Origin of the sequence: Heliomicrobium gestii (assembly GCF_009877435.1) — a bacterium.
GTDB lineage: Bacteria > Bacillota > Desulfitobacteriia > Heliobacteriales > Heliobacteriaceae > Heliomicrobium > Heliomicrobium gestii.
In genome coordinates, this window is sequence record NZ_WXEX01000002.1 from 78392 (window position 1) to 101600 (window position 23209).

Sequence of the window (23209 nt, forward strand, 5' to 3'; positions counted from 1 at the left end):
AGATGGTGAGCCGCTTCTTCCGTGATTTCTGGATTTCCCCAACCGGTAGAATGCGTATTCAGCGGAATCGCCGTAACAGAAAAACGCCGCCCGAACACTCTCCGTTCAGGCGGCGTTTCACTTGTTTTCTTACCCTTCAACAGGGGGAGCGCTGGCTCAAATCCCTACGGCTGGCTGCTCAGTTCCTTCGCCACGGCCGGCAGTTTATAGAGGGGAAGGATGAACAGGATGCCGATAAAAAAGCAGGCGCCTGAGGCGATGTACAACGCCACCAGGGGAAACATCTGCTTGAGCGGACCGGCCAAGGACATGGTGAGCACCATCGCGCCGGTGAAGAGGGGGTTGAGGATGCCGTTGACCCGTCCGACAAAAGCGGTCTCCGTGTTTTGCAGAATCATGGTGTTGATGCCGGTGACGATGCTCGGAAGCGCCAGGCCGCTGATCAGGTGGGACATCACCGTCAGCCAGGGCGCCGTCGATACCCCGGTGATCCCCATGCCGAGGGCGTCAAAAAACATGCCGAAGACAAGCAACTTTTGCGGTGTCAGCCGGTTGGCGAGGCTCATCGTCAGAAAACCGCCGAGAATCGTTCCGATCCCATAGGCGGTAAGCAGCCACTGCAAGCTTTCCTTGGGCAAACCCAACCGTTCCGTCACGAGAAAGACACCGAGGGGCTGGATGATGCCAAGTCCTAAGCCGGCGGCCAGGAAGCAGGCGCCCAACAGGGTCAGCGACCGCTTGGCCAAGACGTAGCGAACGCCCTCGACCATCTCTGTCCACAGCGCCGAGGGGACCCTCGTCATCTCAGAAGGATCCTTCTGTGGCAGCAGGAGGAGCAGCGCCAGCGCCGACAGCAAGAAAGCCAGTCCTGTCGCGACGAGTGAGATGTAGATCCCAAAGTTCTGAAAGATAAAGGTGCCCACAATCGGTCCGAAAACCATGAAGACGGAAAAAACGGTCTGGTACAAGGACATCGCTTCCTGCACCTGGTCGTCGGCCACGTGCAGCTTGAGCAGTTTCAACCCAGAGGGCTGTGAGAATTGTGACAGAATGGCTGAAAAGAACATGGTGAAAAAGATGGCCTGCCACGAACCGGTTATGAGGGTCAATAAAACGGCAAAGACCGAGAGGGCGCTGAGAAACTCGCACCAGATCATGGTCCGCTTCGGCCGCCAACGGTCGGCAAAGGTGCCGCCGATGAAGGAAAACAGGAAGATGGGCGCAAACTCAGCCACGGAGACCATGGAGACAGCGAAGGGGTCCTCGCCGGTCATCTCGACTACGTAGAGTAGAACAGCGAAGTTTCGCACCCAGATCCCGATCTGGAGGAAGACACCAGAGAGTAGGATTGCCTGCACCACAGGGGTGCGCAGCAGCATGAAGCCTGATTTGGACATGAATAAAGCCTCCTGATCCGTTTCTGGACAGGAGGCGTCGCGACAAAAAGAAGATAGCTCCGGCGATGCCACCGGATGCAAAGAATCCTTTTTAAAAATGCGCGCACAAATCCCATCCAGAAACAAGTTCTTTTTTGAGAATCCTTGTTTTCTATTGATAGGATTAGAAGCGCATCAAGGTCATCCTTTCACGTTAACTCTCAATAATCGTACCTGATTTCACGCATCCAGTCAAGTTTAAATAAGGAACAATCTGTAGAGAGAAGCCTTTACCGGTCATTCCATCACAGGGTATCACAGGGTAACGCTCTGGATCAAACTTTGTTCGGAATCCTGATTGCCGTCACTGTAGGCCTGCATGTACGAATCGAATAGCTGCTGAAAAAGGCGGCTCTGGTACTGGCCCGTCTCGCCCGTCGCCATCGCTTTTTCCCGATCTTTTTCCTTCTCCTGCATCTTGGTCATCATTTCCTTCATGTCTTCTTCCGTAGCCGTGCCGTTTTTCAGTTTTTCCATAAAGTTCATGAGATCGCCGCCTGGCTTGGGAGCATGCCTGTGCGCCTTTGCCGTGCTTGTGTCCTCAGCGGACTCAGCAGCGGCGTCGGTGTCGGTCGTCGTCCCGGTCGACGTTGTCGATGTGGTGTCAGAAGCCGCTTTTTCCTTGAGCTTGGTCATGATATCGGTCAAGTCCTCGGCAGTGGCTGTGCCATCCTTCATCTTATCCATAAAGCTTTTCAGATCGGAATCCATTTCCGGCGGCGGGGGCGGAGCAGAACCATCCTGACCGAACGCTCCGAAAGCGCCCTGCATCCCGTCCATCATAAAGGGCAGGCTTCCCGTTCCATTCCCCATCATGGCTTCATGCAATTGGAGGCTGTCGCCTTCCTTCATCTTGGTCATCATGTCCTGCATATCCTGGTCGGTGGCTGTGCCACTTTTCAGCTTATCGATGAAGTCTCTCATCTCCGAGCCAGGGCCCTTATCCTGCTTTGCCGATGTGGTTGATTGTTCCGACGATTTGGCCTGCAGTATATTCATGATCGCCGTCAGATCATCGTCCGTGGCGGTGCCATTTCGCATCTTATCTAAAAAGCTCTTCAGATCCGCATCCATTTGCGGCCTTTTCCTTTTGTGCGCCTCTTGGGTGGTGTCTGTGGATGCGCTGGCTTGAGCGCTCGTTGTGCCGGAGATGCTCCATTGACTCACCACCGATGTAATCGATTGAATGCTCATCTTCTTCGAACCTCCATTTGATTTTTCGTTAGACCTCACCCAGACTGTTCTCAGTCTGACTGACCTCAGTTTGACTGACCTCGGTTACTCGTTCCAGGGCGACATTCTGTCCGTTGACGACAAGCACGGTTTTGCCATCGACCACCTTATACCCCGATACAGCCCCGGACACCTCGACGGTCGACGTTTGGCCATTCGCATCGGTAATGGCGTTCCCACTGCTATCCAACGCATCGAGTGTCGCCGTCACCTCTTTGCCGATCAGGCTTGCCCCGCCGAACTGCGTCATGGAGGTGATCGCTTTTTCAACGGTGGACGTCAGTTCTTTCACATTGGTGGCCACGTTTTGTGTCTGCTCGAGGGAACTGAACTGGGCCATCTGCGCAATCATATCACTGTTATCCATCGGGCTTAAAGGATCCTGATAGCGCATCTGGGTGATCAGCAGTTTTAAAAAATCGTCTTTCCCTAATGAAGCACCCGTGCTTTGGGTCGCGGCCGTTGTCGATGTGGATGACGTCGTCTGGGCTGTTGTTTGCGTCGTTGTCGCGTCAATGGTGTTAACGCTTGTCACGATTCCACCTCCCTGCCATTTTATATTTTATTGCTCTTTGGATATATCGAATGGATTTATAAAAATAATGGCAAGGAAAAATAAACAATCATAAAGCTCTGGGACTATCCCAAAAACTGATAGCCTACTCCCCAAATGGTTTTGATCAGCGATCCATAGTTGCCAAGTTTTTTGCGTATGCTCTTGATATGTACGGTAACGGTATTAAAATCGCTGAAATGATCCCCCCAGACAGCGCTATAAATCTGTTCACGCGTTAAGACTATTTTTTTATTTTTCATCAAGTATTGAAGGATTTGAAATTCCTTCGTGGTCATCACAACAGGTTTTTGTTCCACCAGCACTTCATAGGCGTTGATGTTGATCACCAGATCTCCCTTTTGAAACAGATGGCTCCCATCCTGTCCGTTGCCGGAAGCCCCGTAGTGACGAGACTCCCGGCGCAGGTGCGCTTTCACCCGGGCCACGAACTCAAAAACACCGAACGGTTTGGTCACATAATCATCAGCGCCCAGTTCAAAGCCCAGCACTTTCTCTATTTCCTTGTTCTTCTCGCTGACCAGGATGATGGGCCCTTTCGTCGCCGATCGAATCTGCCGGCAGATCTCGACCCCATCGACGGTGGGCAGCGCCACATTCAGGATGACCAGGTCGAAAGCCTCCCTTTGAATCTTCTTCAGGGCATCCATGCCGTCAAAAACCTTGCTAACGCCGAAACCCTCTTCCTGAAGATACTCGGCGATTCGATCGACAACATCCTTGTCATCATCAGCGACGAGGATTTTGTCCAACCGGTCAGCCTCCTTTTTCTACTCATAGCGCAGGGCTTCAATCGGGTCTAAGGCAGCGGCCCTGCGGGCCGGATAGATGCCGAAAAATACGCCCACGAGCATGGAAAAGCCGAAAGAGATCAAAATCGCGGGCAGGGACACCGCCGTGGTCCACTGGCCGAAGCGTCCAATCAGGTAAGAGGCGCCGATGCCCGCTGCGACACCGATGAGGCCGCCGAGACTGGACAGGGTCACCGACTCGACGAGGAATTGGAAGAGGATATGGGGTCGCTTGGCGCCGAGGGCTTTGCGGATGCCGATCTCTCGCGTCCGTTCCGTGACAGAGACGAGCATGATGTTCATGATGCCGATGCCACCGACCAGCAGGGAGATGCCGGTGATGCCGGCCAACAGCATGGTCATCGTCTCCGTCGTGCTCGACACGGTCTCGATGATGTCCTGCTGGTTGCGGATGGTGAATTTCTCCGTGCTCCCCAGCATCCTCGTCAAGACCGCCTCGACCTGCGCCTGGGCGATATCTATCTGACCGGCGGCGCCGGTGATGATCAGTTGCTTCAGGTTATTGCTCCCCAGCAATCGCTTTTGGGCCGTCGTCAGGGGAATGAAAATCTGATCCCCCATGTCCTGGGGGCCTGACTTTTTCGGTTCCATGACGCCGACAACCCTATAGGCCTCACGGCCAAAGCGGATCTTTTTCCCGATCGGGTCGGCGCCATCGAAAAGATCGCTGGCGACCGTATCACCGAGCACGGCCACATTGGCCATGTTCTGCACATCCTGTTCGTCGATAAAGCGCCCTGCTGCCGGCTTAAAATTGCGCACCCGGGAAAAATCAGCCGTCGTGCCTGTGATCGTCGTCGTGGTGTTGGTCTTTTCATACTGGACGACCGTCTGGGTTCCCGCCTCGGGAACGATGTCCTCGATGGCGTCGCCCTTTTCCCGGCGCAATTGCTCGTACTCTTTCATCGTCAGCAGGCTGGTGGAGCCGCGGGCGCCCTGGGCTTGCCCGGGAACCGGCGTAACCCGCCCGGAGTTGACGAAGAGCAGGTTGGAGCCAAGGGCGCCGATCCGGCTGGTGACGCTTTGCTGGGCGCCTTGGCCGACGGAGATCATGGCGACGACAGAGCCGACGCCGATGATGATGCCAAGCATCGTGAGCATGGAGCGCAGCTTGTTGGAGAGCAGGCTCGCCATGGCCATCTTGACATTTTCCAAAAGGATCATGACGCCACCCCGTTCTTCCGGTCGTCGACGATCCGCCCGTCACGGAAGGCGACGATGCGGAGCGCTTGCTGCGCGATCTCCGGCTCATGGGTGACCAGGACGATCGTCTTCCCGTCCCGGTGCAGACGATGAAAGGCGGCCATGATCTCGTCACCGGTCTTGGAATCGAGGTTGCCTGTCGGCTCATCGGCCAACAAGATGGACGGGTTGTTGACAAGGGCGCGGGCGATGGCGACGCGCTGGCGCTGCCCGCCCGACATCTCGTTGGGGTGGTGGTTGGCGCGCTCCATCAGCCCCACATCGCGCAAGGCCTGAATCGCCCGCTGGCGACGCGTCGCCGGCGGAACCCCGGCGTAGATCATGGGCAATTCCACGTTCTGCAGCGCCGTCAGTTTGGGCAGCAAATTAAAGCTCTGAAAAATGAAGCCGATGCGCCGGTTGCGCACGTCGGCCAGTTGATCCTCACCCAGGCGGGAGACCTCTTCTCCCGCCAAGGTGTACTCACCGCGGGTCGGCGAGTCAAGACAGCCAAGGATGTTCATCATCGTCGATTTTCCGGAACCGGAGGGTCCGACGATGGCGACAAACTCGTTGGCCCCGATATGGAGGTTCACATCCTGGAGCGCATGGACCGCTTCTGTTCCCATCCGGTAGATTTTGTGGATGCCTTCCAGTCGGATCATGCCCTCACCCCCTTATGGCGGTCCCATGCCCGGCCCGCCCATCATCGGCGGCGGTTGCATACTGTCGCTGTTCTTCGTCGATTTGGAACTGGAACTGCTGCTGCTTTGGCTGGCTTTGCGGTTTTCGATCAGGACGTGATCGCCTTCGCTCAGGCCCTCCAACACCTCCACCAGCGCGTCGCTGCGGAGCCCTGTTTTCACCGGCGTGAAACGCGGTTCGCCTGCTCCAGGGCTATCGCCCGCCATGAGCACCCCTTGTGCGCTGTCGCGTGTGACCAGGGCGTCCGTGGGAACGGTGAGGGCATTCGCCTTTTCATTGATCACGATCTCGGCCGTCATCGTCATGCCTGAGCGCAGTTCCCCTTCGGCGTTGTCAATGTCGACGAGCACTTCATAGTTGACGATGTTGTCGATCGTCTTGGGGTTCTGACCCACACGGGTCACTTTTCCCTTAAACCCCTTGCCGCCCAATGCGTCGACGGTAACCAGGGCATCCATCCCCAGCTTCACCTTGGCGATGTCGATCTCTTTGACGTAAAAGCTGCCCTGAATGACGCTCAAGTCGGCAACTGTGGCCATAACCATCTCTTGGGCCGCAAATTCGCCCTCTTCCACGGGGATGGACAAGACGACGCCGGCGAAGGGAACGGTGATCTCTGTGCCCGAGTAGTCCTGCATGGCCGCCTTCAGGTTCTCCTCGGCCTCTTTCACCTTGGCCTTCAGCACCTCGATCTGTTCGGGCTTCGTCCCCTTGCGCAGTGTGTCCAAGTCGGCCCGGTTCGAGATCAGCTTTTGTTCGTTTGTTTGCACCTCCACCTGGGCTTTCTCCAGGTTGTCCTTGGTCTCAGCGCCGCTGTCATAGAGGGCTTGCGTCCGCTGCAAACTGGTGAGAGCCCGTTGAACAGCGATCTCCTGTTGCTTGACTGTGGCTTCCGCTTTCGCCAGTTCCTCCGGCTCCGCCCCATCCAGGGCTTTCTTCAGGTCATAGCGGGCCTGGGCCAGGCTTGATTCCCGAGCGGCCACCTGGGCCTGCGACGACGAATTGTCCATCATCAAGATGGGCTGGTTGGCCTGGACACGGTCGGTCTCATGGACGAAGAGCTTCAAGATCGTGCCGTCCGCTTTGGCTTTGATCTCCTGCGTGCGAATCGGCTTCAACTGGCCCAAGGCGGAGATTTTCTGTGTCACCGTGGCTCGCTTGACAACCTGATCACGGTATGTAACGGCAGCAGATTGGCTCGCCTGCTGCTGATGCCAGTAGCTGTAACCGCCCCCCGCCCCGAGCAGACACAGGGCGACGATCGCCACCATTGTTTTCTTTTTCAGAAGGGCTGTGAGCCCCCTGCTCGCTGAACCGGCTGACTCTTCCTTCGTTGTCATCCTGTAATCCCTCCGTTGCTCCCCTCGCAGCGATCCCGCGCTTGGTTCTGGCTCCAGTGTAGGTTTTTTGTGTGTCCAATCTGTGAACTTTCTGTGTGTGTTTCATGTGTTTAAAATGTATCTCTACATTGATTACAATATAAGGAAAATGATATGATAACACTATAGCTCTTATTAAGGGGGTAAACGCATTGATTCAAGAGCGGGTCATCGAAAAGCTGGATAGCTACTCACGAGCATTAAAACGGCTTGAAGAAGCCTTACTGGTTGATGAATCCAATGATTACATTTACGATGCCGTCATCAAACGGTTCGAATTCACCTATGAACTGTCATGGAAACTGTTAAAGGCATTTATTGAGTACAAAGGCGGCGCCGATGTCCGCTTTCCCAGGGATATCTTTAAAGAAGCTTACTTTACGAGATTGATTCAAGAAGGTGATGTCTGGATCGCCATGATGAAAGATCGCAATCTAACCAGCCACACCTACAATGAACAGGACGCGCAACAAATCTACGTCCGTATCAAGACGCTCTATTTGACGCATTTCATTGCTTTAAAAGAAACCATTGCAAAGGGCTTGCAAGATGACTGAAAAAAATCCGGCAGGGTTACAAGCGTCTACACTGTCCGCACTCATCCATGTTTTTACCCAATATCGGCAAGTTGACCGGGTCGTTCTTTTTGGCTCCCGCGCCAGAGGGGACTATCATTCTCGTTCTGATATCGATCTGTCCATTGAAAGCGCGACAGAGATTCCACCTGAGGTTTTTTTTGCCGTCGACGAAGCCGCCGGCATATATAAGGTGGATATTGTCAATAGAAATCATCTAAACAATCACCGCCTCGCGAAAAAGATAGAGCAAGAAGGGATCGTAATTTATAAACGCGACGAAGAACAATGAGAGAGCCGGCATACGCCGGCTCTCTCATTGTTCTTTCAGGCTTTTTCACTTGGCTTATACTTCAGTAAAAACTTGCTTTTTACAGGCTAAACTTCATCACCGATTGTTGCAGTTCCTGAGCCGTCACAGAGAGGGCTTCACTGGACGCCGCGATTTCTTCCATCGCCGCCGATTGTTGCTGCACCCCGGCGGCGATGGAGTGGCTCTGCTCCGTCGTCTCCTGGCTGATCCGACTTACCTCATCCAAATGCTCCGCCGCTGCTTTACTGTTCTGTGCAATCGATTGGGCCAGTTTGGCGATTCCCTCCACGTTGCCGGCCAGTCCCTGGACCCGGCCGTTGAGGGTATCAAACATGGTTCCCATGGCGCTGACCACCTGGGTGCTGTTGGCTACCGCAGTTTGTCCCAGCGCCATCGCCTGGGTGATCTGCTCGATCTCCCGCTGGATCGTCACAATCAGCCCGCTGATATCCTCGGTGGCCTTCCGCGACATTTCGGCCAGCTTGCGGACCTCTTCAGCCACAACGGCAAATCCCCGTCCCTGTTCACCGGCTCGGGCCGCTTCAATCGCGGCATTTAACGAAAGCAGATTCGTCTGACCGGCGATATCGGCGATCGTGTTGACGATTTGGCCGATCTGTTGGGACTGCTCGTCCAATTGGGCGATAAAACCGGAGAGTGTGCTGACCGCTTCCTGAACACCTGCCATGGCGGTCGTGGCCTTCGTCACCGAACCATGCCCTTCCTTGGCCAGGCCGGCAGCGCCGTGGGCTTCGGCAGCGACCGTACTCGCTTGGGATGACGCGTCATCCAACTCAGCAAATATCCCCTGCACGCTGCCGATCGCATCCCGCACGATCTGATCTTGCTTCGTCGTGTTCTCGGCCAGTTCGGACACTGTTTCGGCCATATGGGTAATCGTATGGGCCGTTTGCTCAGAACCGGCCGTCAATTGTTGCGATGACGCCGAAACGGTCTGCGCTGCACTGGCCACATGGCCCACCACCTGGCGAAGATTTGTTGTCATCTGGCAAAAACTATCCAAAAGGGAGGCGAATTCTCGGCTGTTTGCCTCCTGTTCTGTCCAGGACATGTCAACGGCCAAGTTCCCCGTAGCGATCGCCTCTGCGCCCTCGGCCAAACGGCGGATCAATCGGGCGATGCGATTGCTGATGTAATAGATCAGGATGACAAGCAAGCCAACGGTGATCACATTTGTCACCAGCGATTGGCGCCCTAGGGCGGCGATCGCCGCATATTGTTCTGTCAGCGGTGTTGCGATGACAAGAATCCATCCGGAATTGCCGATAGGACGGTAGGCGTAAAGCTTTTCCACGTTTTTATAGAAAAACTGACCGAAACCCGACTTACCGCTGAGAAAATTCTTACCTGCCTCAGCCATCGCTCCGTTTTCAATGGTCAATATGCTCTGTTCCAGGGTCAGCGTCGGGTGGTAGATAAAGTTGCCCTTTTGGTTTAATAAAAAGGCATAGCCCGTTTCGCCATTCACTACTTTTGATACGGTTTCTTTGATAACGGCAAGATCCAGATCGGCAACGATCACCCCGATGGTCTGGTTGTCGCGGCGGATCGGCACCGACAAACTGATCACGTCTTTGCCCGTGATGGCGTCTACGTACACATCCGTGTAGGCAATCGTTCCGGACGGCGCTTTTTCACCCAATTGGTACCAGGAACGTTTCCGGGGATCGTAGTCTTTGGGCGGTATCCACCCCTTCGCATCGATGACCTGACCGTTGCTAAAGGCGACAAGCAGGTTGGCCATGCCATGGTGATGATTGAGCAGTCCCAAAGAAATCGATTTAATCTGATCGTCTGTCAGTGGATTCAAAGCGATGGTAGCCGCTAAAAAGTTGAGCGAGCTTTCTTCTTCCCGCAGCAACAATTCCAAATTCCGACTTTCGCTTTCCACTTGAAAGGTTAGCGATTCTTGCGTCTCTGTCTGCAGATAGGACGAAGACTCCCGATAGGTGAGATATCCAAGAACAATCAGCCCGATGAGAACCGGTGTAATCAGATAAAGCAACATCTGTGTCATAAAACTGGACTTAGCCGTTCGCATCAGGATCCCTTCTTTCTAGCAATTTACTTTATTATACGACGCAACGATTACGAAACAAGATTTTTCGACATTTTATAACATTTACACAAGCGACCGGCTTTAGGACGACATAACGTCTCCACGCCTTTTTTTCCTTCCCAATAAAAAAAATGGGGATGCTCCCCATTTTTTTACTCCACAGGATTCAGTTATCTTGACCGTAGAGAATTACTTCCCGAAGCAGCGGTCCAGCAGACCTTTGAACGCAGCGCCGTGGCGGGCTTCATCCTTGCACATTTCATGGACGGTGTCATGAATGGCGTCAAGGCCCAGCTCTTTGGCCCGTTTGGCCAGATCGAGTTTGCCCTGGCAAGCGCCGTATTCGGCTTCCACGCGGAGTTCAAGGTTCTTCTTCGTCGAAGGATGAACGACTTCGCCGAGCAGTTCAGCAAACTTGGCGGCATGTTCGGCCTCTTCGAAAGCGATCCGCTTGTAGGCTTCGGCCACTTCGGGGAAGCCTTCGCGATCGGCTTGTCGGCTCATAGCAAGATACATGCCGACTTCCGTGCATTCGCCGACAAAGTTCATTTTCAGGCCTTCCACCACTTGGGCGTCTACGCCGGCGGCGGCGCCGATCCGATGCTCGTCCGCCCATTTCAGCGCGCCCGCTGCTTTTTCTTCAAACTTGCTGGCCGGGGCCTTGCAGGTGGGGCAAAAATCAGGAGCGGAATCGCCTTCATGGACATACCCGCAGATAACACAGACAAACTTTTTCATCGTTATGTTCCTCCTTGTATGATGTTTAGGTAATGATTACTAGTTTCGATAAGAATTCGTAATTTCCTGCTACGTTGTACTGATTTGAAAAAATTTTTTTCGCCTCGCCTAAAGCCATGTAACTGGCCGATGCCCCAGCATGGAATCCTTCTGAAAAAGCCGTCCAATACTGCGCTACGCTTTTGTCAGTAAAAAAGGAAATCTATAGATAGGGATTAACAACAAAGGAATTCTCTACATGATCATCGAAATATTTGGATCAATCTTCACCACGTGGCTGAAAGGGGCGAGAATGGAAGTAACTGCATAGAGAGCTTCGTGGGAAGCATGGGAAACATCAAATAAGAAAGGGGTATCCATTTCACATGAACGTCATGATGAGGAGGAAAAAACGGCCCTGGACAGTTCTCTTGTTGCTCATCAGTCTAACCGCATTCTTTCTGAACATCACGCCGTCTTATTCCTATCCCGATGCGGGATCGCCTATCTCCTTCGTCGATATCCCCAGTGACCACTGGGCCTACCGATCGATCGAGCATATGAGAACAGCGGGTCTGATCAACGGGTATGACGATGGCAGCTATCGGCCAGACAACCCCGTTTCACGAGAGGAGTTCGCCGCCCTGCTGGTCAAGGGCTACTATCTCCCCCTCGATTATCCGCAGAAGCCCACCTTTATCGACGTGCCTTCTGACCACTGGTCTTTCAAATACGTCGAGACAGCCAAAAATTATTTGACCGGATATTATCCACCAGGCGGTGGCAAAGCTTTTTTCCGACCCGATGAGATCGCCACACGGGAAGATATCGCCGTCGCCATCGTCAAGGTGATGGGATTGGATAAAAGCAACCTCACCAATCTGAACATCTTGGAAAAACAGTTCAGTGATGTAGAAACCCTCTCGCCGCAGCTTCGCCCGCTGGTAGCGCTGGCGGTGGAACGAAAGATCATCAACGGATATCCTGACGGCACCTTCCGAGGAAGCGATCCCGTCACCCGGGCCGAAACAGCAGCCCTGCTTGACCGTCTGGTAAAGACCACCAATGATGACGCTTCACGGGCTCCGCTTTTGGAGGTTTGGGTTCCCGATAAAACGAGTGAACGAACGGTCTACTTGGAAGGCCGTACCGATCTGGACGCCACGGTGACACTGAACGGGAAAAAGCTGGACGTTTCAAAAGGAAAGTTTTGGGTTCCGATCGAGTTCTCCAAAGAAGGCCCCGTCGTGTTGCAGGTAGTTGCCACCTCTTCCTTCGGACGTTCGACGACCGTCGAAAAAACCGTCACCTATGACTCCGGAGCGCCCACGCTGACGGTGAATGTTCCGGCTACTTCCGACAAAGATACGATCACCATCAGCGGAACCGTGACCGATCCCCATGATGGTTCTCCCCTCGTCACCGTAAACAACGAGACGGCCGTTGTCTGGGGCACCAACTGGAAAAAGGACATCACCCTAAAAGAGGGCGACAACACCCTGATCATCACAGCGACAAATAAATTGGGCAAATCGTCAAGCCTGCAAAAGACTGTGTCCTTCGGTGTCGGTCTACCCCAATTGACCGTCAACGCTCCTTCCAATTCGTCTAAATCAGAGATCACCATCAGCGGAACCATCTCCGATGGGAATGATGATTCGCCGATTGTGACTGTCAACGGAAACCGTATCGATGCCTGGAACGGCACATGGAAAACAGATCTTACGCTCAAAGACGGAACCAATACCATTACTGTCACCGCGACAAACAAGCTGGGCAAGACGGTGACGGTGCAAAAGACGGTCAATTTCTCGATCCCGGCGCCGCAACTCACCGTTAGCGCAGCCGTCTATTCTTCCACTGACGTCACCACCATCTCCGGAAAAGTTATCGACGAGAACGATTCCGAACCCTTGGTCACCGTCAACGGACAACGGTCTTATGTCTGGGGAACCACATTCAGCACCGATATCAAACTTCGAGAAGGCTCAAACGATGTGACGGTGCAGGCCCTCAACAAGTTCGGCAAATCAGCGGTAGAACAGCGCAGGATCATCTATCAGCCGTGACGACCAACCCGTATCCGTTTTCCTTCCGAAGAAACAATCAAACTGGGACTAACGTAGAACCGGAGGCCCACTTCATCCCATGAAGCGGGCCTCCGGACTTTTTGTCTCTTCGTGACTGATATGTAGAAAAGAGAGCTAGGGATTGATAATCCTAAAGAAGATCTCTCCATCTGTTCGTTCCAGCATGTATTTTTTGCCGTTAATGACCGCTTCTTTTTTGCCGATCGCGTCGTCGCTTAAGAAACGGGTTTTAAACTCCTTATACTGCGCCGGATCCTGCTCGACCGTCAGGAACAAAGCGGCTATAGTCGCGTTATACCGGTCAAGGTCTCTTTCCACCACCTTCTCTACATGAAATAGGATTCGCTCTACATCTCCGTCTTGATTTATGACCCCCCTAAACTGGCAGGAATTTGAGAGAAACGCTCTGAAAAAACCTCTCGGCAAGCTCTCCGTTTTTGTCACATTATGATGCTCGTAAGAGACGGCGTGTTGTACATCTTCCCGTTTTAGTTTTCTTTTGTATCGATCTATTAATTCATTCAAAGTGATACCGAGAGATCCCTTGGTGTAGCCGGGGAGATTGCTCACCAATAGTAATTGAACTTCTTCTTCATCATGGTATTTATTCGATGCGCAGTCTTGGGCTAGAATGGCAAGAGTTCGAAATGCCCCGGCCGCCTGTGGATTGCTCTCTTGATATAACTCTGCCTTTTTTTGATATTCCGGTACAAAAAGTTTGAAATACTCTTGGTAATCATCGGAGCATATTTCAAATCGATTTCTCTCAATATCGAACTTGAGTATTTGATGCCAGTAGGGCTGGACCTCCGGTCCGCCATCCACTTTCACCGCAAGAGGAATTGTCTGGACCACATCATCTCTGCCGTCGCCATCCAGGTCGATTATTTTTGCGGGAAAAGCATCTTTTAGATCAAAGTCCATGATCTCTCCCTTTTTTCGATATTGAACGCGGAGCGTTCCACGGTCACTGCCCGGAGCGTTCTCTGTGTAAGAGTATTGAATCACTTTATCCGGTGGATACGAAGGTGGAGAAGGCTGCTTGTGGACAGCGAGCGCACTGTAAGCTACCAATAAAACGACAAAAAAAATCAGTAAAATGCCGCACCCTACCCGCTTGCACCCCTGTCGAATGATGAACTGATCATATTCTTCCCTTTCAATACAATAAAAGCGACCAACGCCGATGTGTCTCTCTATCTCGTTTTTCGGCTTCTCACTTTCCATCTGACTTGGCGCATTCGTTCTGTCCGTCCCATTGGTTTGGGTCGGCGAAGGAGTAACCCCCTCCAGTTTCCAGACCATATCCGGAGCAAAAGCAGCCAACACGTCAGGCAATTCGATATTGGTCAGGTTAATCCGTCCTAACTCCACCTGCTGGAGGCTAATGCGAAAGGTCGACAACTGATTCAGATCATCCATATTGGGTGGGGCAAGGGAGCGCAGTTGTTGCGTGTTTCCCTCCCGAATGGCACGGTGCAGTTCTTCACGCATTGCATTCCGCGATTCCTCCAACCACCGAACCGCATTCTCTTTCGAGGCGATATGAACCACCGCACTGGTATTCGGCGCACCACCGTGATAGGCTTCCTCAGATTCGTTACACATCTGTTCCAGCCTGGACAGGCGCTGTCCCAACATTTCTGCAACCCGAAACAGATCAGGGATCTGGCGGGAACCGACATCCCATTCCTGAATTTCCCGGAGCAATCTCCTTCCGTCATCCGTCAATCCTACGAAGCCGCCTGCGAACCGGCGTTGTTCTGCCGCCCAACGTTCCACTTGGCAGGTTGCGATTTCGCTGAGGACCCTCTTTTCTTCTGAGCATGCGCTAAGCAGAGTGAGCAGGCGACGGGTGGCTTGATTATATTCCTTCATAAAAAAGCCCTCTCTTCAGCGTGCATAGGCAAACTTAAGCATTATCACCATCATCACAAACCCAAAAAGCAAGAGCGGTGTAACGGCGAAGAAGAGAACGGAAATAAAGCCACCCACCAACAGCACAAGCGGTGAGATGCCAATAAGAAAGTTTGCTGTTACTTCTTTATCGATCAGTTCATCATACTCCGCCGCCGAAATGCAGAAACGGCGGCCCGCGCCAATACGGCTCTCGATTGCCTCCGTATCACTTGGAGTTTTACGCAAACTCGACGGGTTCGTAATTACTTTCCATAAAAGCGAAATCAATGAAAAGACAATAGAAAAGGGAAGGGTGATAAATCGCCACAAAAAATAAGGAACTGCGTTGGCCCCCGTCGAAGAAAAATCGCTCACCTCTATTTTCCAAACCGTCTCCTCGCCAAAAACGGCAAACGCATTGGCTGGCTCGATATTGGTCAGGTTTCTCCTCCCCAATTCAACCTGTTGCAGGCTGGCCCGAAAAGCCAGCAACTGATTGAGATCGTTCAAAGGGGGAGCACTCAGGAGTCGCAATTGCTCCGTATTCCCCTCCCGAATGGCGCGATACAATTCTTCTCTGACCGCTTTCCCTGTCTCTTCCAACCATTGCGCCGCATTCTCTTCCGAAGCGATGTGAACCGGCACAGCCATGAACTGGGCGGCTTGTCGATAGGCTTCTTCCGATTCAGTTTGCATCCGCTCAAACCTACGCAGGCAATCTTCTAACTTTTCTGCGGCCTGAAAGTGTTCCGGAATCTGCCAGGTTCCGGCGTCCCATTCCTGGATTTCTCCCAACAAGCTCCTTCCGTCCTCCGTCAAACCTACGTACCCGTCGATGATCCTGCGTTGCGCTTCCGCCCACTGTTCCACCTGGCAATGAGCGATTTCACTGAGAATCCTCTTATTTCCCGCGCATGCGCTAAGCAGCGTGAGCAGGCGGCGGGTAAATCGATTATACTCCTTCAAGGCGATCCCTCTTTCGGTTCAACCTTCCCGATTTCGCTGACCATCGTAAAACACAGACTGATTTCTATTCACCTTCGCCTTGCGCACTCAACGTTCTCGTGCGCCCTTTGACTCTGCTGAATGACGCGCCTCCATTTTCCCCTTTCAATGGAATCAACCGAGCATAGGAAACATCCGGCTCTTTCAGGTTTTCATTGCCCAGGGCCAACCCTGAGGCGGCTAATTTTTCTTTGATCCAGGGGTACTTGTCGCAAAAGCGCTCCATGCCTTCCTTGATTTTTAATTTTTCTAAGGATGTAGCCGGACGCTTTTCCTCACTAACGCCGGATACCTCAAACATCACCCCGCCGTTGTCCGATGTGAACACGTTGACCACCATGTCATCATCAAACCGATACATGTTGTGGATGATGTTGCGGTTCGGCGCAGCCAGTGTTTCAGACGCGACAACGTCATGTCCCAGTTCAGTCATGATCTCACCGACCGTTTTCGCGACATACTCCATTTCGTTCTTCTTCCGCAGCTCCTCATGGAGTTGTTTTACTTCTCGCTGCAACTCAGTACGGAAACACCGCACCGCTTCCATGGAGGCTTCCTCAGGGAAATCGCGAACCGGTCGATCTAATAAAGCGCAGTAGGCCGCATATTCTAAGTGAAGCGCTTCCGTTGCTTCCCGCTCCCGTCGATTCCGAGCAATCTCCTGATCATAACCGTTGTGGGTCGCCAGGAACGCTTTATGCCGTTTCTCAATCTCCGCCAGCTTGTCTTCCTCTGTCAGCGCGACGTCTGAATAGATTTGAAAAGCGGCGTCATACAGTTGACGCAGTTCCTCTTCATGGTCCAAAAGTCCGCTCCGCAGCCGCGGCTCTACATCAGCGCAAAAGGCGGCCCATCTCTCTTGCAGGGGCTCATCCGGCGCCACTTCCTGTAAACCCGGAATGAGAGGGGGCAGCGCCGGCTGAACAGGGCATTGGACCGTTGCGCCGGAGGCAAACTCAAGAAAGCCTTTTTCCGCATCGATCCGCCGAAGACTTATCGCTGATTGGAGTTCCTGCCGGTCGCGTGGCCATTCTTCGTCAAGCAGGTGACGGACTTGTTTGGTCAGTGAAATCAATCGCTTTTTATGTTCTTCAAAAACCACACTGTCCGTGCTGTCCGGCAAGTTCGATACGCAGCAGACTTCGGCCAGCAGTTTTTCTCTCCTCGCTTCCAGCGCCTTGACCTGGGGCGCGTCGTCGCCTATGCATCGCCTCGCCTCTGGTAACACATCTTCGGCGAAGTGTGTTATTTCTTCTTTTTGCCTATCTAAGGTTGCTTGCAGTATCTGAATTTCTTGTGTCAGTTGTTTGATTTTTTTCTGCTCTTTCCGGAGCCTCGTTTGTTCTTCCAACTCTGTCTTCACTTCTGCCAAGCGACTCTGGCTCGATTCCGACAGCGCCAGTCCGGCGAGCCCCAACACGACCAGATTCAATACAATCGAACCGCTCAATGTTTTCCCCCCTCAATTCCAAGGATTTTTTTGCGCCTTTCCTGCGTTTGAAAAATATACAATGTCTGCCTTCCATCCTAGATGTATCTTTTTTTATTAATAACCGATTCCGTACGACCGGTTGTGGCGCTCGAAGGCAATAACCGGCTGCTTCCCCTTATCTGAACTGTAGGAAAAGCGGAGGTTTGTTTTCCTATTTTAGGCCGGGCGCATGGGAGAAAGCATAAGCGACATAAAGCACGGCAAACAAAAAAATACCAACGACAAGTCCAATCTTACTTCGCTGTTCAGTGAGACTCTCATAATCGGAACTGGGGATGCAGTAAAACCGGTTGTCGCGAGCGAGTTTGCCCACATATTCTTCTGGGGTAATGGTTGAATTGGACGATTTGATCTCATCCATGGTCACAACCGTTTCAGGATGAAAGATGGCGAAGACATTCTCCCTTTGGATGTTTGTGACATTCTCTTTTCCTCTCTTCACCTCACGAAGTGAATGAAGAAAATGGAACAACGCGTTGATATCCTCGGCATCAGGCGGTGTCTGCTGTCGCAATTGCTGCACATCTCCATTGTTGATGGCGCCAAACAATTCATCCTGTACGGCTCTCTTCGTTTCTTCCAGCCATTGGGCAACCTTTTCTTTCGGGGCGATGTGGACCGGGCTTAACGCATTCTCTCCACCCCGGCGATAGGCTTCCGCCGATTCGCTTCGCATCCGCTCAAACTGTAACGACCGCTCAGCCAGCGCTTCCACCTGCCGGTAGATCTGCGGAACCTGCCGGTCGCCGATGTCCCAGCCACCGATCTCCTGCAACAGCTCTCTTCCGGCGCCGGTCAATCCGACGTACCCGGCGGCAGCCGAGCGTGGCCCTTCCGCCCAACGCTCAACCGAGCGGGCGGCGACTTCACCGATGATGTCTTTGTTGTCGGCGCATGCGCTGAGAAGTGTGAACAACCTGCGCGCTGCCAAGTTATAGGCACTCATCACGTTCCCTCCTTTGTTCCGTTCATTCTTCATCCACTTCGACGATAAAATCGATGTTGGCGAGCGTGAGCCGATCACCGGGCCGGATCGGCTCTTCACGGCCCCGCTCCACCATACGGCCGTTGATCCGCGTCCCGTTGGTGCTGCGCTCATCCAAGAGAACATAGCCATTCCCTTTTGGGTATACCTTGGCATGGGTTCCGCTGACGTAGGGCTTGTCAGCGAAATACCCGGGAGCGATGGCGCCGCTTCGTCCAAAGACGCCGCCTTCAACAGGGATCGAAATCGTCATGCCGTCCCGTGGATTGCGCAGCCGGAGGAGGAGTAATCGCAACGTCCCGGCAGAAGCGCCGTTTTGAGGAAGGCACTGATCCGGACCCGTCAGCCGGGGATGGGCAGTCTGACCATCCCCGATTCTCATAACCTGCAATTGCTGAACGATGACGGGCGTTGGCACCTCGGGCTGATCAACCGGAATAGTGGCAGAGGGGGCACTCGGCTTTTGCTGTTCCTCCGCCGCGTCGGCTATGACCGTAGGGCTGACATAGGATAGGTCGGCGCCGCACTGGGCGCACTCCAACTCGTCGGGCTGGTTCCTGCGACCGCAGAACTCACACACCCGAAACTCGTTCATGGCTCTCCCCTCCCAGAAGCGAGCGGTAGCACGGGCCATGGCTTATGACTGCGCAGTTTTGCCGATGTCAGATGTCACGATTCGTCGTCGCGCTTCATGAGCGACGGGCGTTGGCGCTGTTTTTCCTCTGCGACGGGAAGATTCGCGCCAGCCCGCTTTTTGTTCGCCAGAGGAAGCAACCGGGCATATCGAACATCGGCTGGTTTGATGTCTTCGTTACTGAGCCTTAACCCCTGCGCCATCATTTTTTCTCTGATCTGCCGGTACTTCCCACAGAATCGCTCCATACCTTCTTTGACTTTGAGTTTTTCCAGCGCTGTAGCGGGACGTTTCTCCTCGCTTACGCCCGACACCTCGAACATCACCCCGCCGGTATCTGAGGTGAACACGTTGACGACAAGGCTATCGTCAAACCGATACTGGCTATGAATCAGATTTCGATTCGGCAAAACTAACCGCTCTGCGGCCACGACGGTGTGACCCATTTCGTTCATGATCGTGTCGACCGTTTTTGCGACGTATTCCATCTCTTCATTTTTTCTCAATGCTTCACGAAGTCGGGGCAATTCCGTCTCTATCTCAGACCGGAATCGCCGCGCCTCTGCCATCGAAGCGTCGGCAGGGAAATCTCGGACAGTCTGTCCCAGGAGAGCGCTATGGGCCGCGTATTCGAGGTATAAGGCCTCTATCGCTTCCCGCTCGCCACGATTCCGGGCGATCTCGCTGTCATAGTGGCGTACTGTCGCCAACAACGACTTGTGCCGCTTGTCAATCTCCACGCTTTTATCCCGATCACTCAGGCGGCTGTCACCGTAGATGTGACAAGCGGCGTCATAAAACAGACGGAGTTCCTGTTCACTATCAAGTAGCCCGCTGTTCAGGCGCGCTTCCACATCGGCACAAAAAACATGCCAGGCGGTTACCAATTCGACATCAGGCGTCTCTGCCGACGGCATAGCCACTCCTTCCGGAAGGATCGCTGTTCGCAGTTCCCGGCTCACAATCGGTCCTTCGACAGGCCGGCTGCCTCTTTGCGCCAGCGCCGTTTCGGCGAAATCTGCAAATCGCGCCTCGGCATCAAGCCGATGATGCTTTTCCAGTGCCAATTTCAGTTCCTGCCGTTGACGGTGCAATTCATTGTCCAGAAAGCGCCGGTTTCTCTCAATCGATTCGACCAGCCGCCTCCGTAGCGCCTCATAAGCGACGCTTTCTTTCTGCTCGGGAGCAATCGGCAGCGCATCAATTTCTGCCAGCAGCCTCCCTTTTTGTTCTTCTAACCGCTCGATCAGGATCGCATCGCCTTCGATCCGCCCTTTTCCTTCAGCCAGTTCAGCTTCCGCAAAGTGAGCAATCTCTTCCTTTTGTTTACGCAAGGTGGACTGCAGCGCTTGAATCTCCTGAGCCAGTTGCGCGATCTTTTCCTCTTCCCGGCGACGTCGCTCCACTTCCAGCGCCCGCCGCCTCGCTTCTTCATCTGCGCGGCGCCGCTGCTCTTCCGCTTGGGCGCGACGCCGTTCCTCTTCAAGGGCGCGCTTTCTCTGTTTTTCTTCCTCCTTGCGGCGGCGGCGCTCCTCCTCCTGGGCGCGGCGTTTTTCCTTTTCTGCTTCCAGACGACGCTCGCGCTCCTCTTCCAGCGCGCGTCTTGCTTCTTCCGACAGGGATACCTCCCCTGATTTCGGACCGCTCAAGGAACTTCCTCCCTCACAGCGCGGATCGAACTCCATGGCGGATCGCCGCCGCCAGTGTCACATTGTCTGGCGCGCCACGCCGACGGGCCGCCTCCATCAGGGCGAGCGCCCCTTCCCGAAGTGTCGATGCGGCGCTAAGGACCATCTCCATCTCTTCCGGCGGGACGAGATCGCTAAGCCCGTCTGTGCAAAGCAGGTAAACATCGCCCCTTTCAAAGTTACCCCGGATCATCTGCACATCGGCCTGGATGCTCTCGCCACTACCGAGGTACTTCCAGATCCGATTTTTCTGCGGATGCCCGCTCATCTCTTCCCGGGTGATGGTTCCCATCTGATAGAGAGTTTCCACCAGCGAATGGTCGCGGGTCATCTGTTTGATATAGCCGTCCCGGTACCGGTAAACGCGACTGTCGCCCACATGAAAGCAAAGCACCTTGCCCTGACGGCACAGGATCCCGGCTAAGGTGGCGCCGAGGCCACTCGCCGGTGGATGTTTCTCCCCGTAGCGGAGCACCTGCTCATTCACAGCACCGATGTAACGGTCGATCGCCTCACAACTCAGGTTGAGCGGCATAGCGGCCATAGCGGTGAGGACCATGCGGGAAGCCACCTCCCCGGCGCTCGCGCCGCCTACGCCGTCAGCCACGGCGATGAGAAAATCCTCCTCGACGCCACTGACATGGCATTCCCCCTGCGCGAAGACATCGCCATGGATCAGAAAAGCGTCCTCATTGTGTTCCCGGACCAAACCGCAATCGGTGATGGCAAACATCTCAAACACGGCTCATCCCCTCCCAATCTCGAAGGCATTTCAACGTCCGTAGGGAAGCGCCCGCCATTGCTTCAGAATGCTGCCGTATCCCAGGTGTTCAAGCCACGCGTAAAAATATTTTGAACCGACCAGTTCCTCCGCCATGGCGTCGATATCTCCCTCCCGGTTTGCGTGCAGGTAACCGACAAGGGCATCGACGGAGTCGAACAACTGACCGCGCCATTTCATCAGATTGGAACCGGTCAACAGAAAGGCCATCTTGTAATAGGCCTCATTTCGATCGGTACGACACCTTTCTTTCAAACGAGCGAAGGCGTCGACAACGGCTGGATCCAACTGCTTAGTCCGCAAAAAATGCAGGAGCGCTCCGCTCTCAAGGAGATCGGCGTAGTCTCTATTAATTTCCGGCAGGCATTCCCGGACCCGTTCCCCCAGCCGTACCAGATCGGTAAAAAATTCGCCCCGCCAACAAAGGGGCGCTTTCGGGTTCAAAAGGTAGAGCAACTTGAAAAACCCAAACTCCCGATTCGTCTCCTCCTCGTAATCGGCTGCAGTAGAGGCCAGATCCTGGCCGATCTGCAGCAGGTGTTCGCTGATATATCCCCGGGCAAAGTGTTTCATCGCCTCATCCCATTTTCCCGCTAAGGCGAGCGCCAACTTATCCAATTCCATAATCTCTTCGCCGTTGAACACATAGGGGCGGATGTTTTTCACCCGGTTCGCATTTTCCTTGACAGGCACGGGCTGCCCTTCACACCAACGTTCTACTTCGTCATAACCCCACCGGTCCTCCCGTTCCTTCACGGTAAGCCCTCGGATCAACTGGGCGATGGTGTTATCAACGGTGGATGGAATATGTAATTTGTCTGTCAAGGTGACCTTCAGGATCTGCTGGTCTGTCATCCCCAGGAAGGGATCGTGACCCGTGATCAGATGCAACAGGCTCACCCCGAAGGAGTAATAGTCCGATTCTGTCGATACAAATCCCTGCGCTGTCTCCGGCGCCGAGTAACCGAGGGTGCGCGAGGCGGTGGTCAGACGGACGCTTTGCCGATCATCGAGGATAGAGCTGATGCCGAAATCGCCGACAATAACGCTGTTGCGATCATCGCTGAAGAAAAGGTTGTTCGGCTTGATGTCGCGGTGGATGATCCCTGCTTGATGAATCGCTTTCAACGCCGCATTGACCTGGGGCACGACAACCTGAGCGACAAAGGCGGCGTCCAGGGGGGTCGCCTTCAACAGATCACTGTTTTTATAGTAAGGAAGGATTTCAAAAAAGCGTCCGGCGATCTCGCCTTCCTCCAAAATCGGGATCACGTAGGGGGAGCGAATCGATTTGATCCGTTCGATGATCTCTTCTTTCGGCTTTTTATAGCGGTGATAGACCTTGGCCACCCGCTCCGTCTGGCCGTTCGTGGCGATAAAGATCGATGATTCTCCTGTATTTTCGGCAATGACACCGGTGAGCCGGTAACCACCTTTCAACGAACAGCCAATCGTAACATACTCTGCTGCGGGCTCATTCTCCGAAAACAGTGGACCTGTTGCTTCATCGCGCTGGCCTTTGCCTGACTCTTCATCGACGGCATCCATGACTGCCGTCATGACCGGAAGAATCTCTGTCGCCCGCGGCAAAATCTGAGTCTTTTCCATCCCTCGTCTCCTCCTATCACT

The 23209-nt window shown here is 53.7% G+C and carries 20 protein-coding genes; 3 read left to right on the top strand and 17 right to left on the bottom strand.

Annotation, left to right across the window (positions count from 1 at the left end; all coding sequences use genetic code 11):
* Nucleotides 1-164: 164 nt before the first annotated feature.
* The 7 genes from GTO89_RS02375 to GTO89_RS02405 all read right to left on the bottom strand — a co-directional run bounded on the left by GTO89_RS02375 (nt 165) and on the right by GTO89_RS02405 (nt 7282).
* On the bottom strand, nt 165-1397 hold the full coding sequence (locus GTO89_RS02375) for an MFS transporter (protein WP_161260474.1): 1233 nt from the start codon (nt 1395-1397) through the stop codon (nt 165-167).
* A gap of 294 nt (nt 1398-1691) precedes the next feature.
* The gene (locus GTO89_RS02380; RefSeq protein ID WP_161260475.1) at nt 1692-2630 is read right to left on the bottom strand and encodes a hypothetical protein; all 939 of its coding nucleotides are present in this window, start codon (nt 2628-2630) and stop codon (nt 1692-1694) included.
* Between the two features lie 28 nt (nt 2631-2658).
* The gene (locus GTO89_RS02385) at nt 2659-3204 is read right to left on the bottom strand and encodes a flagellar hook assembly protein FlgD (RefSeq protein ID WP_161260476.1); all 546 of its coding nucleotides are present in this window, start codon (nt 3202-3204) and stop codon (nt 2659-2661) included.
* Nucleotides 3205-3308: 104 nt separating this feature from the next.
* A complete protein-coding gene (locus GTO89_RS02390) occupies nt 3309-3995 on the bottom strand; it encodes a response regulator transcription factor (protein WP_161260477.1) in 687 nt (228 codons plus the stop codon).
* 18 nt (nt 3996-4013) lie between these two features.
* Nucleotides 4014-5219 (bottom strand): ABC transporter permease, encoded by a 1206-nt coding sequence (locus GTO89_RS02395; protein WP_170294339.1) that lies wholly within the window; start codon nt 5217-5219, stop codon nt 4014-4016.
* Nucleotides 5216-5902, bottom strand: coding sequence for an ABC transporter ATP-binding protein (locus GTO89_RS02400; protein WP_161260478.1), 687 nt, complete (start codon nt 5900-5902; stop codon nt 5216-5218). The genes GTO89_RS02395 and GTO89_RS02400 overlap by 4 nt, the downstream gene beginning before the upstream one ends.
* Before the next feature lie 12 nt (nt 5903-5914).
* The gene (locus tag GTO89_RS02405) at nt 5915-7282 is read right to left on the bottom strand and encodes an efflux RND transporter periplasmic adaptor subunit (RefSeq protein ID WP_161260479.1); all 1368 of its coding nucleotides are present in this window, start codon (nt 7280-7282) and stop codon (nt 5915-5917) included.
* 191 nt (nt 7283-7473) lie between these two features.
* On the opposite strand from GTO89_RS02405, the gene GTO89_RS02410 reads away from it, so the two are divergent.
* A complete protein-coding gene (locus GTO89_RS02410; RefSeq protein WP_161260480.1) occupies nt 7474-7878 on the top strand; it encodes a nucleotidyltransferase substrate binding protein in 405 nt (134 codons plus the stop codon).
* The gene (locus GTO89_RS02415; protein ID WP_161260481.1) at nt 7871-8188 is read left to right on the top strand and encodes a nucleotidyltransferase family protein; all 318 of its coding nucleotides are present in this window, start codon (nt 7871-7873) and stop codon (nt 8186-8188) included. Before GTO89_RS02410 ends, GTO89_RS02415 begins: the two co-directional genes overlap by 8 nt.
* A gap of 79 nt (nt 8189-8267) precedes the next feature.
* Here GTO89_RS02415 and GTO89_RS02420 read toward each other — a convergent pair whose 3' ends face one another.
* Nucleotides 8268-10271: a methyl-accepting chemotaxis protein gene (locus tag GTO89_RS02420; RefSeq protein WP_161260482.1), complete on the bottom strand. Its 2004-nt coding sequence runs from the start codon at nt 10269-10271 to the stop codon at nt 8268-8270.
* Between the two features lie 207 nt (nt 10272-10478).
* Nucleotides 10479-11027 carry an NADH peroxidase gene (locus GTO89_RS02425; RefSeq protein ID WP_161260483.1) on the bottom strand — a complete coding sequence of 183 codons (549 nt, stop codon included), beginning with the start codon at nt 11025-11027 and terminating at the stop codon, nt 10479-10481.
* 365 nt (nt 11028-11392) lie between these two features.
* Between GTO89_RS02425 and GTO89_RS02430 the strand changes: the two genes are divergently transcribed.
* Nucleotides 11393-13075: an S-layer homology domain-containing protein gene (locus tag GTO89_RS02430; protein WP_161260484.1), complete on the top strand. Its 1683-nt coding sequence runs from the start codon at nt 11393-11395 to the stop codon at nt 13073-13075.
* Nucleotides 13076-13210: 135 nt separating this feature from the next.
* On the opposite strand, the gene GTO89_RS02435 is transcribed toward GTO89_RS02430, so the two are convergent.
* From GTO89_RS02435 to GTO89_RS02470, 8 genes are all read right to left on the bottom strand, one after another.
* Nucleotides 13211-14974 carry a hypothetical protein gene (locus GTO89_RS02435; protein ID WP_161260485.1) on the bottom strand — a complete coding sequence of 588 codons (1764 nt, stop codon included), beginning with the start codon at nt 14972-14974 and terminating at the stop codon, nt 13211-13213.
* 15 nt (nt 14975-14989) lie between these two features.
* Nucleotides 14990-15961: a hypothetical protein gene (locus GTO89_RS02440; protein ID WP_161260486.1), complete on the bottom strand. Its 972-nt coding sequence runs from the start codon at nt 15959-15961 to the stop codon at nt 14990-14992.
* Nucleotides 15962-16025: 64 nt separating this feature from the next.
* Complete coding sequence (locus tag GTO89_RS02445) at nt 16026-17372, bottom strand: hypothetical protein (RefSeq protein ID WP_207708913.1); 1347 nt, start codon at nt 17370-17372, stop codon at nt 16026-16028.
* A gap of 271 nt (nt 17373-17643) precedes the next feature.
* Entirely contained in the window at nt 17644-18438 is a 795-nt protein-coding gene (locus GTO89_RS02450; RefSeq protein ID WP_161260488.1) for a hypothetical protein, read from the bottom strand.
* A gap of 22 nt (nt 18439-18460) precedes the next feature.
* Nucleotides 18461-19072 carry an FHA domain-containing protein gene (locus tag GTO89_RS02455; protein WP_161260489.1) on the bottom strand — a complete coding sequence of 204 codons (612 nt, stop codon included), beginning with the start codon at nt 19070-19072 and terminating at the stop codon, nt 18461-18463.
* A gap of 74 nt (nt 19073-19146) precedes the next feature.
* Entirely contained in the window at nt 19147-20760 is a 1614-nt protein-coding gene (locus tag GTO89_RS02460) for a hypothetical protein (RefSeq protein ID WP_161260490.1), read from the bottom strand.
* 13 nt (nt 20761-20773) lie between these two features.
* Nucleotides 20774-21532 (bottom strand): PP2C family protein-serine/threonine phosphatase, encoded by a 759-nt coding sequence (locus GTO89_RS02465; protein WP_235920205.1) that lies wholly within the window; start codon nt 21530-21532, stop codon nt 20774-20776.
* A gap of 39 nt (nt 21533-21571) precedes the next feature.
* Complete coding sequence (locus GTO89_RS02470) at nt 21572-23188, bottom strand: serine/threonine protein kinase (RefSeq protein WP_161260492.1); 1617 nt, start codon at nt 23186-23188, stop codon at nt 21572-21574.
* Between the last annotated feature and the right edge of the window lie 21 nt (nt 23189-23209).

Coding starts and splice junctions, on each gene's coding strand:
- GTO89_RS02455 (WP_161260489.1), bottom strand. CDS start 19,072: ATGAACGAGTTTCGGGTGTGTGAGTTCTGCGGTCGCAGGAACCAGCCC.
- GTO89_RS02400 (WP_161260478.1), bottom strand. CDS start 5,902: ATGATCCGACTGGAAGGCATCCACAAAATCTACCGGATGGGAACAGAA.
- GTO89_RS02430 (WP_161260484.1), top strand. CDS start 11,393: ATGAACGTCATGATGAGGAGGAAAAAACGGCCCTGGACAGTTCTCTTG.
- GTO89_RS02470 (WP_161260492.1), bottom strand. CDS start 23,188: ATGGAAAAGACTCAGATTTTGCCGCGGGCGACAGAGATTCTTCCGGTC.
- GTO89_RS02395 (WP_170294339.1), bottom strand. CDS start 5,219: ATGATCCTTTTGGAAAATGTCAAGATGGCCATGGCGAGCCTGCTCTCC.
- GTO89_RS02415 (WP_161260481.1), top strand. CDS start 7,871: ATGACTGAAAAAAATCCGGCAGGGTTACAAGCGTCTACACTGTCCGCA.
- GTO89_RS02450 (WP_161260488.1), bottom strand. CDS start 18,438: ATGAGTGCCTATAACTTGGCAGCGCGCAGGTTGTTCACACTTCTCAGC.
- GTO89_RS02375 (WP_161260474.1), bottom strand. CDS start 1,397: ATGTCCAAATCAGGCTTCATGCTGCTGCGCACCCCTGTGGTGCAGGCA.
- GTO89_RS02465 (WP_235920205.1), bottom strand. CDS start 21,532: ATGTTTGCCATCACCGATTGCGGTTTGGTCCGGGAACACAATGAGGAC.
- GTO89_RS02380 (WP_161260475.1), bottom strand. CDS start 2,630: ATGAGCATTCAATCGATTACATCGGTGGTGAGTCAATGGAGCATCTCC.
- GTO89_RS02435 (WP_161260485.1), bottom strand. CDS start 14,974: ATGAAGGAATATAATCAAGCCACCCGTCGCCTGCTCACTCTGCTTAGC.
- GTO89_RS02425 (WP_161260483.1), bottom strand. CDS start 11,027: ATGAAAAAGTTTGTCTGTGTTATCTGCGGGTATGTCCATGAAGGCGAT.
- GTO89_RS02420 (WP_161260482.1), bottom strand. CDS start 10,271: ATGCGAACGGCTAAGTCCAGTTTTATGACACAGATGTTGCTTTATCTG.
- GTO89_RS02405 (WP_161260479.1), bottom strand. CDS start 7,282: ATGACAACGAAGGAAGAGTCAGCCGGTTCAGCGAGCAGGGGGCTCACA.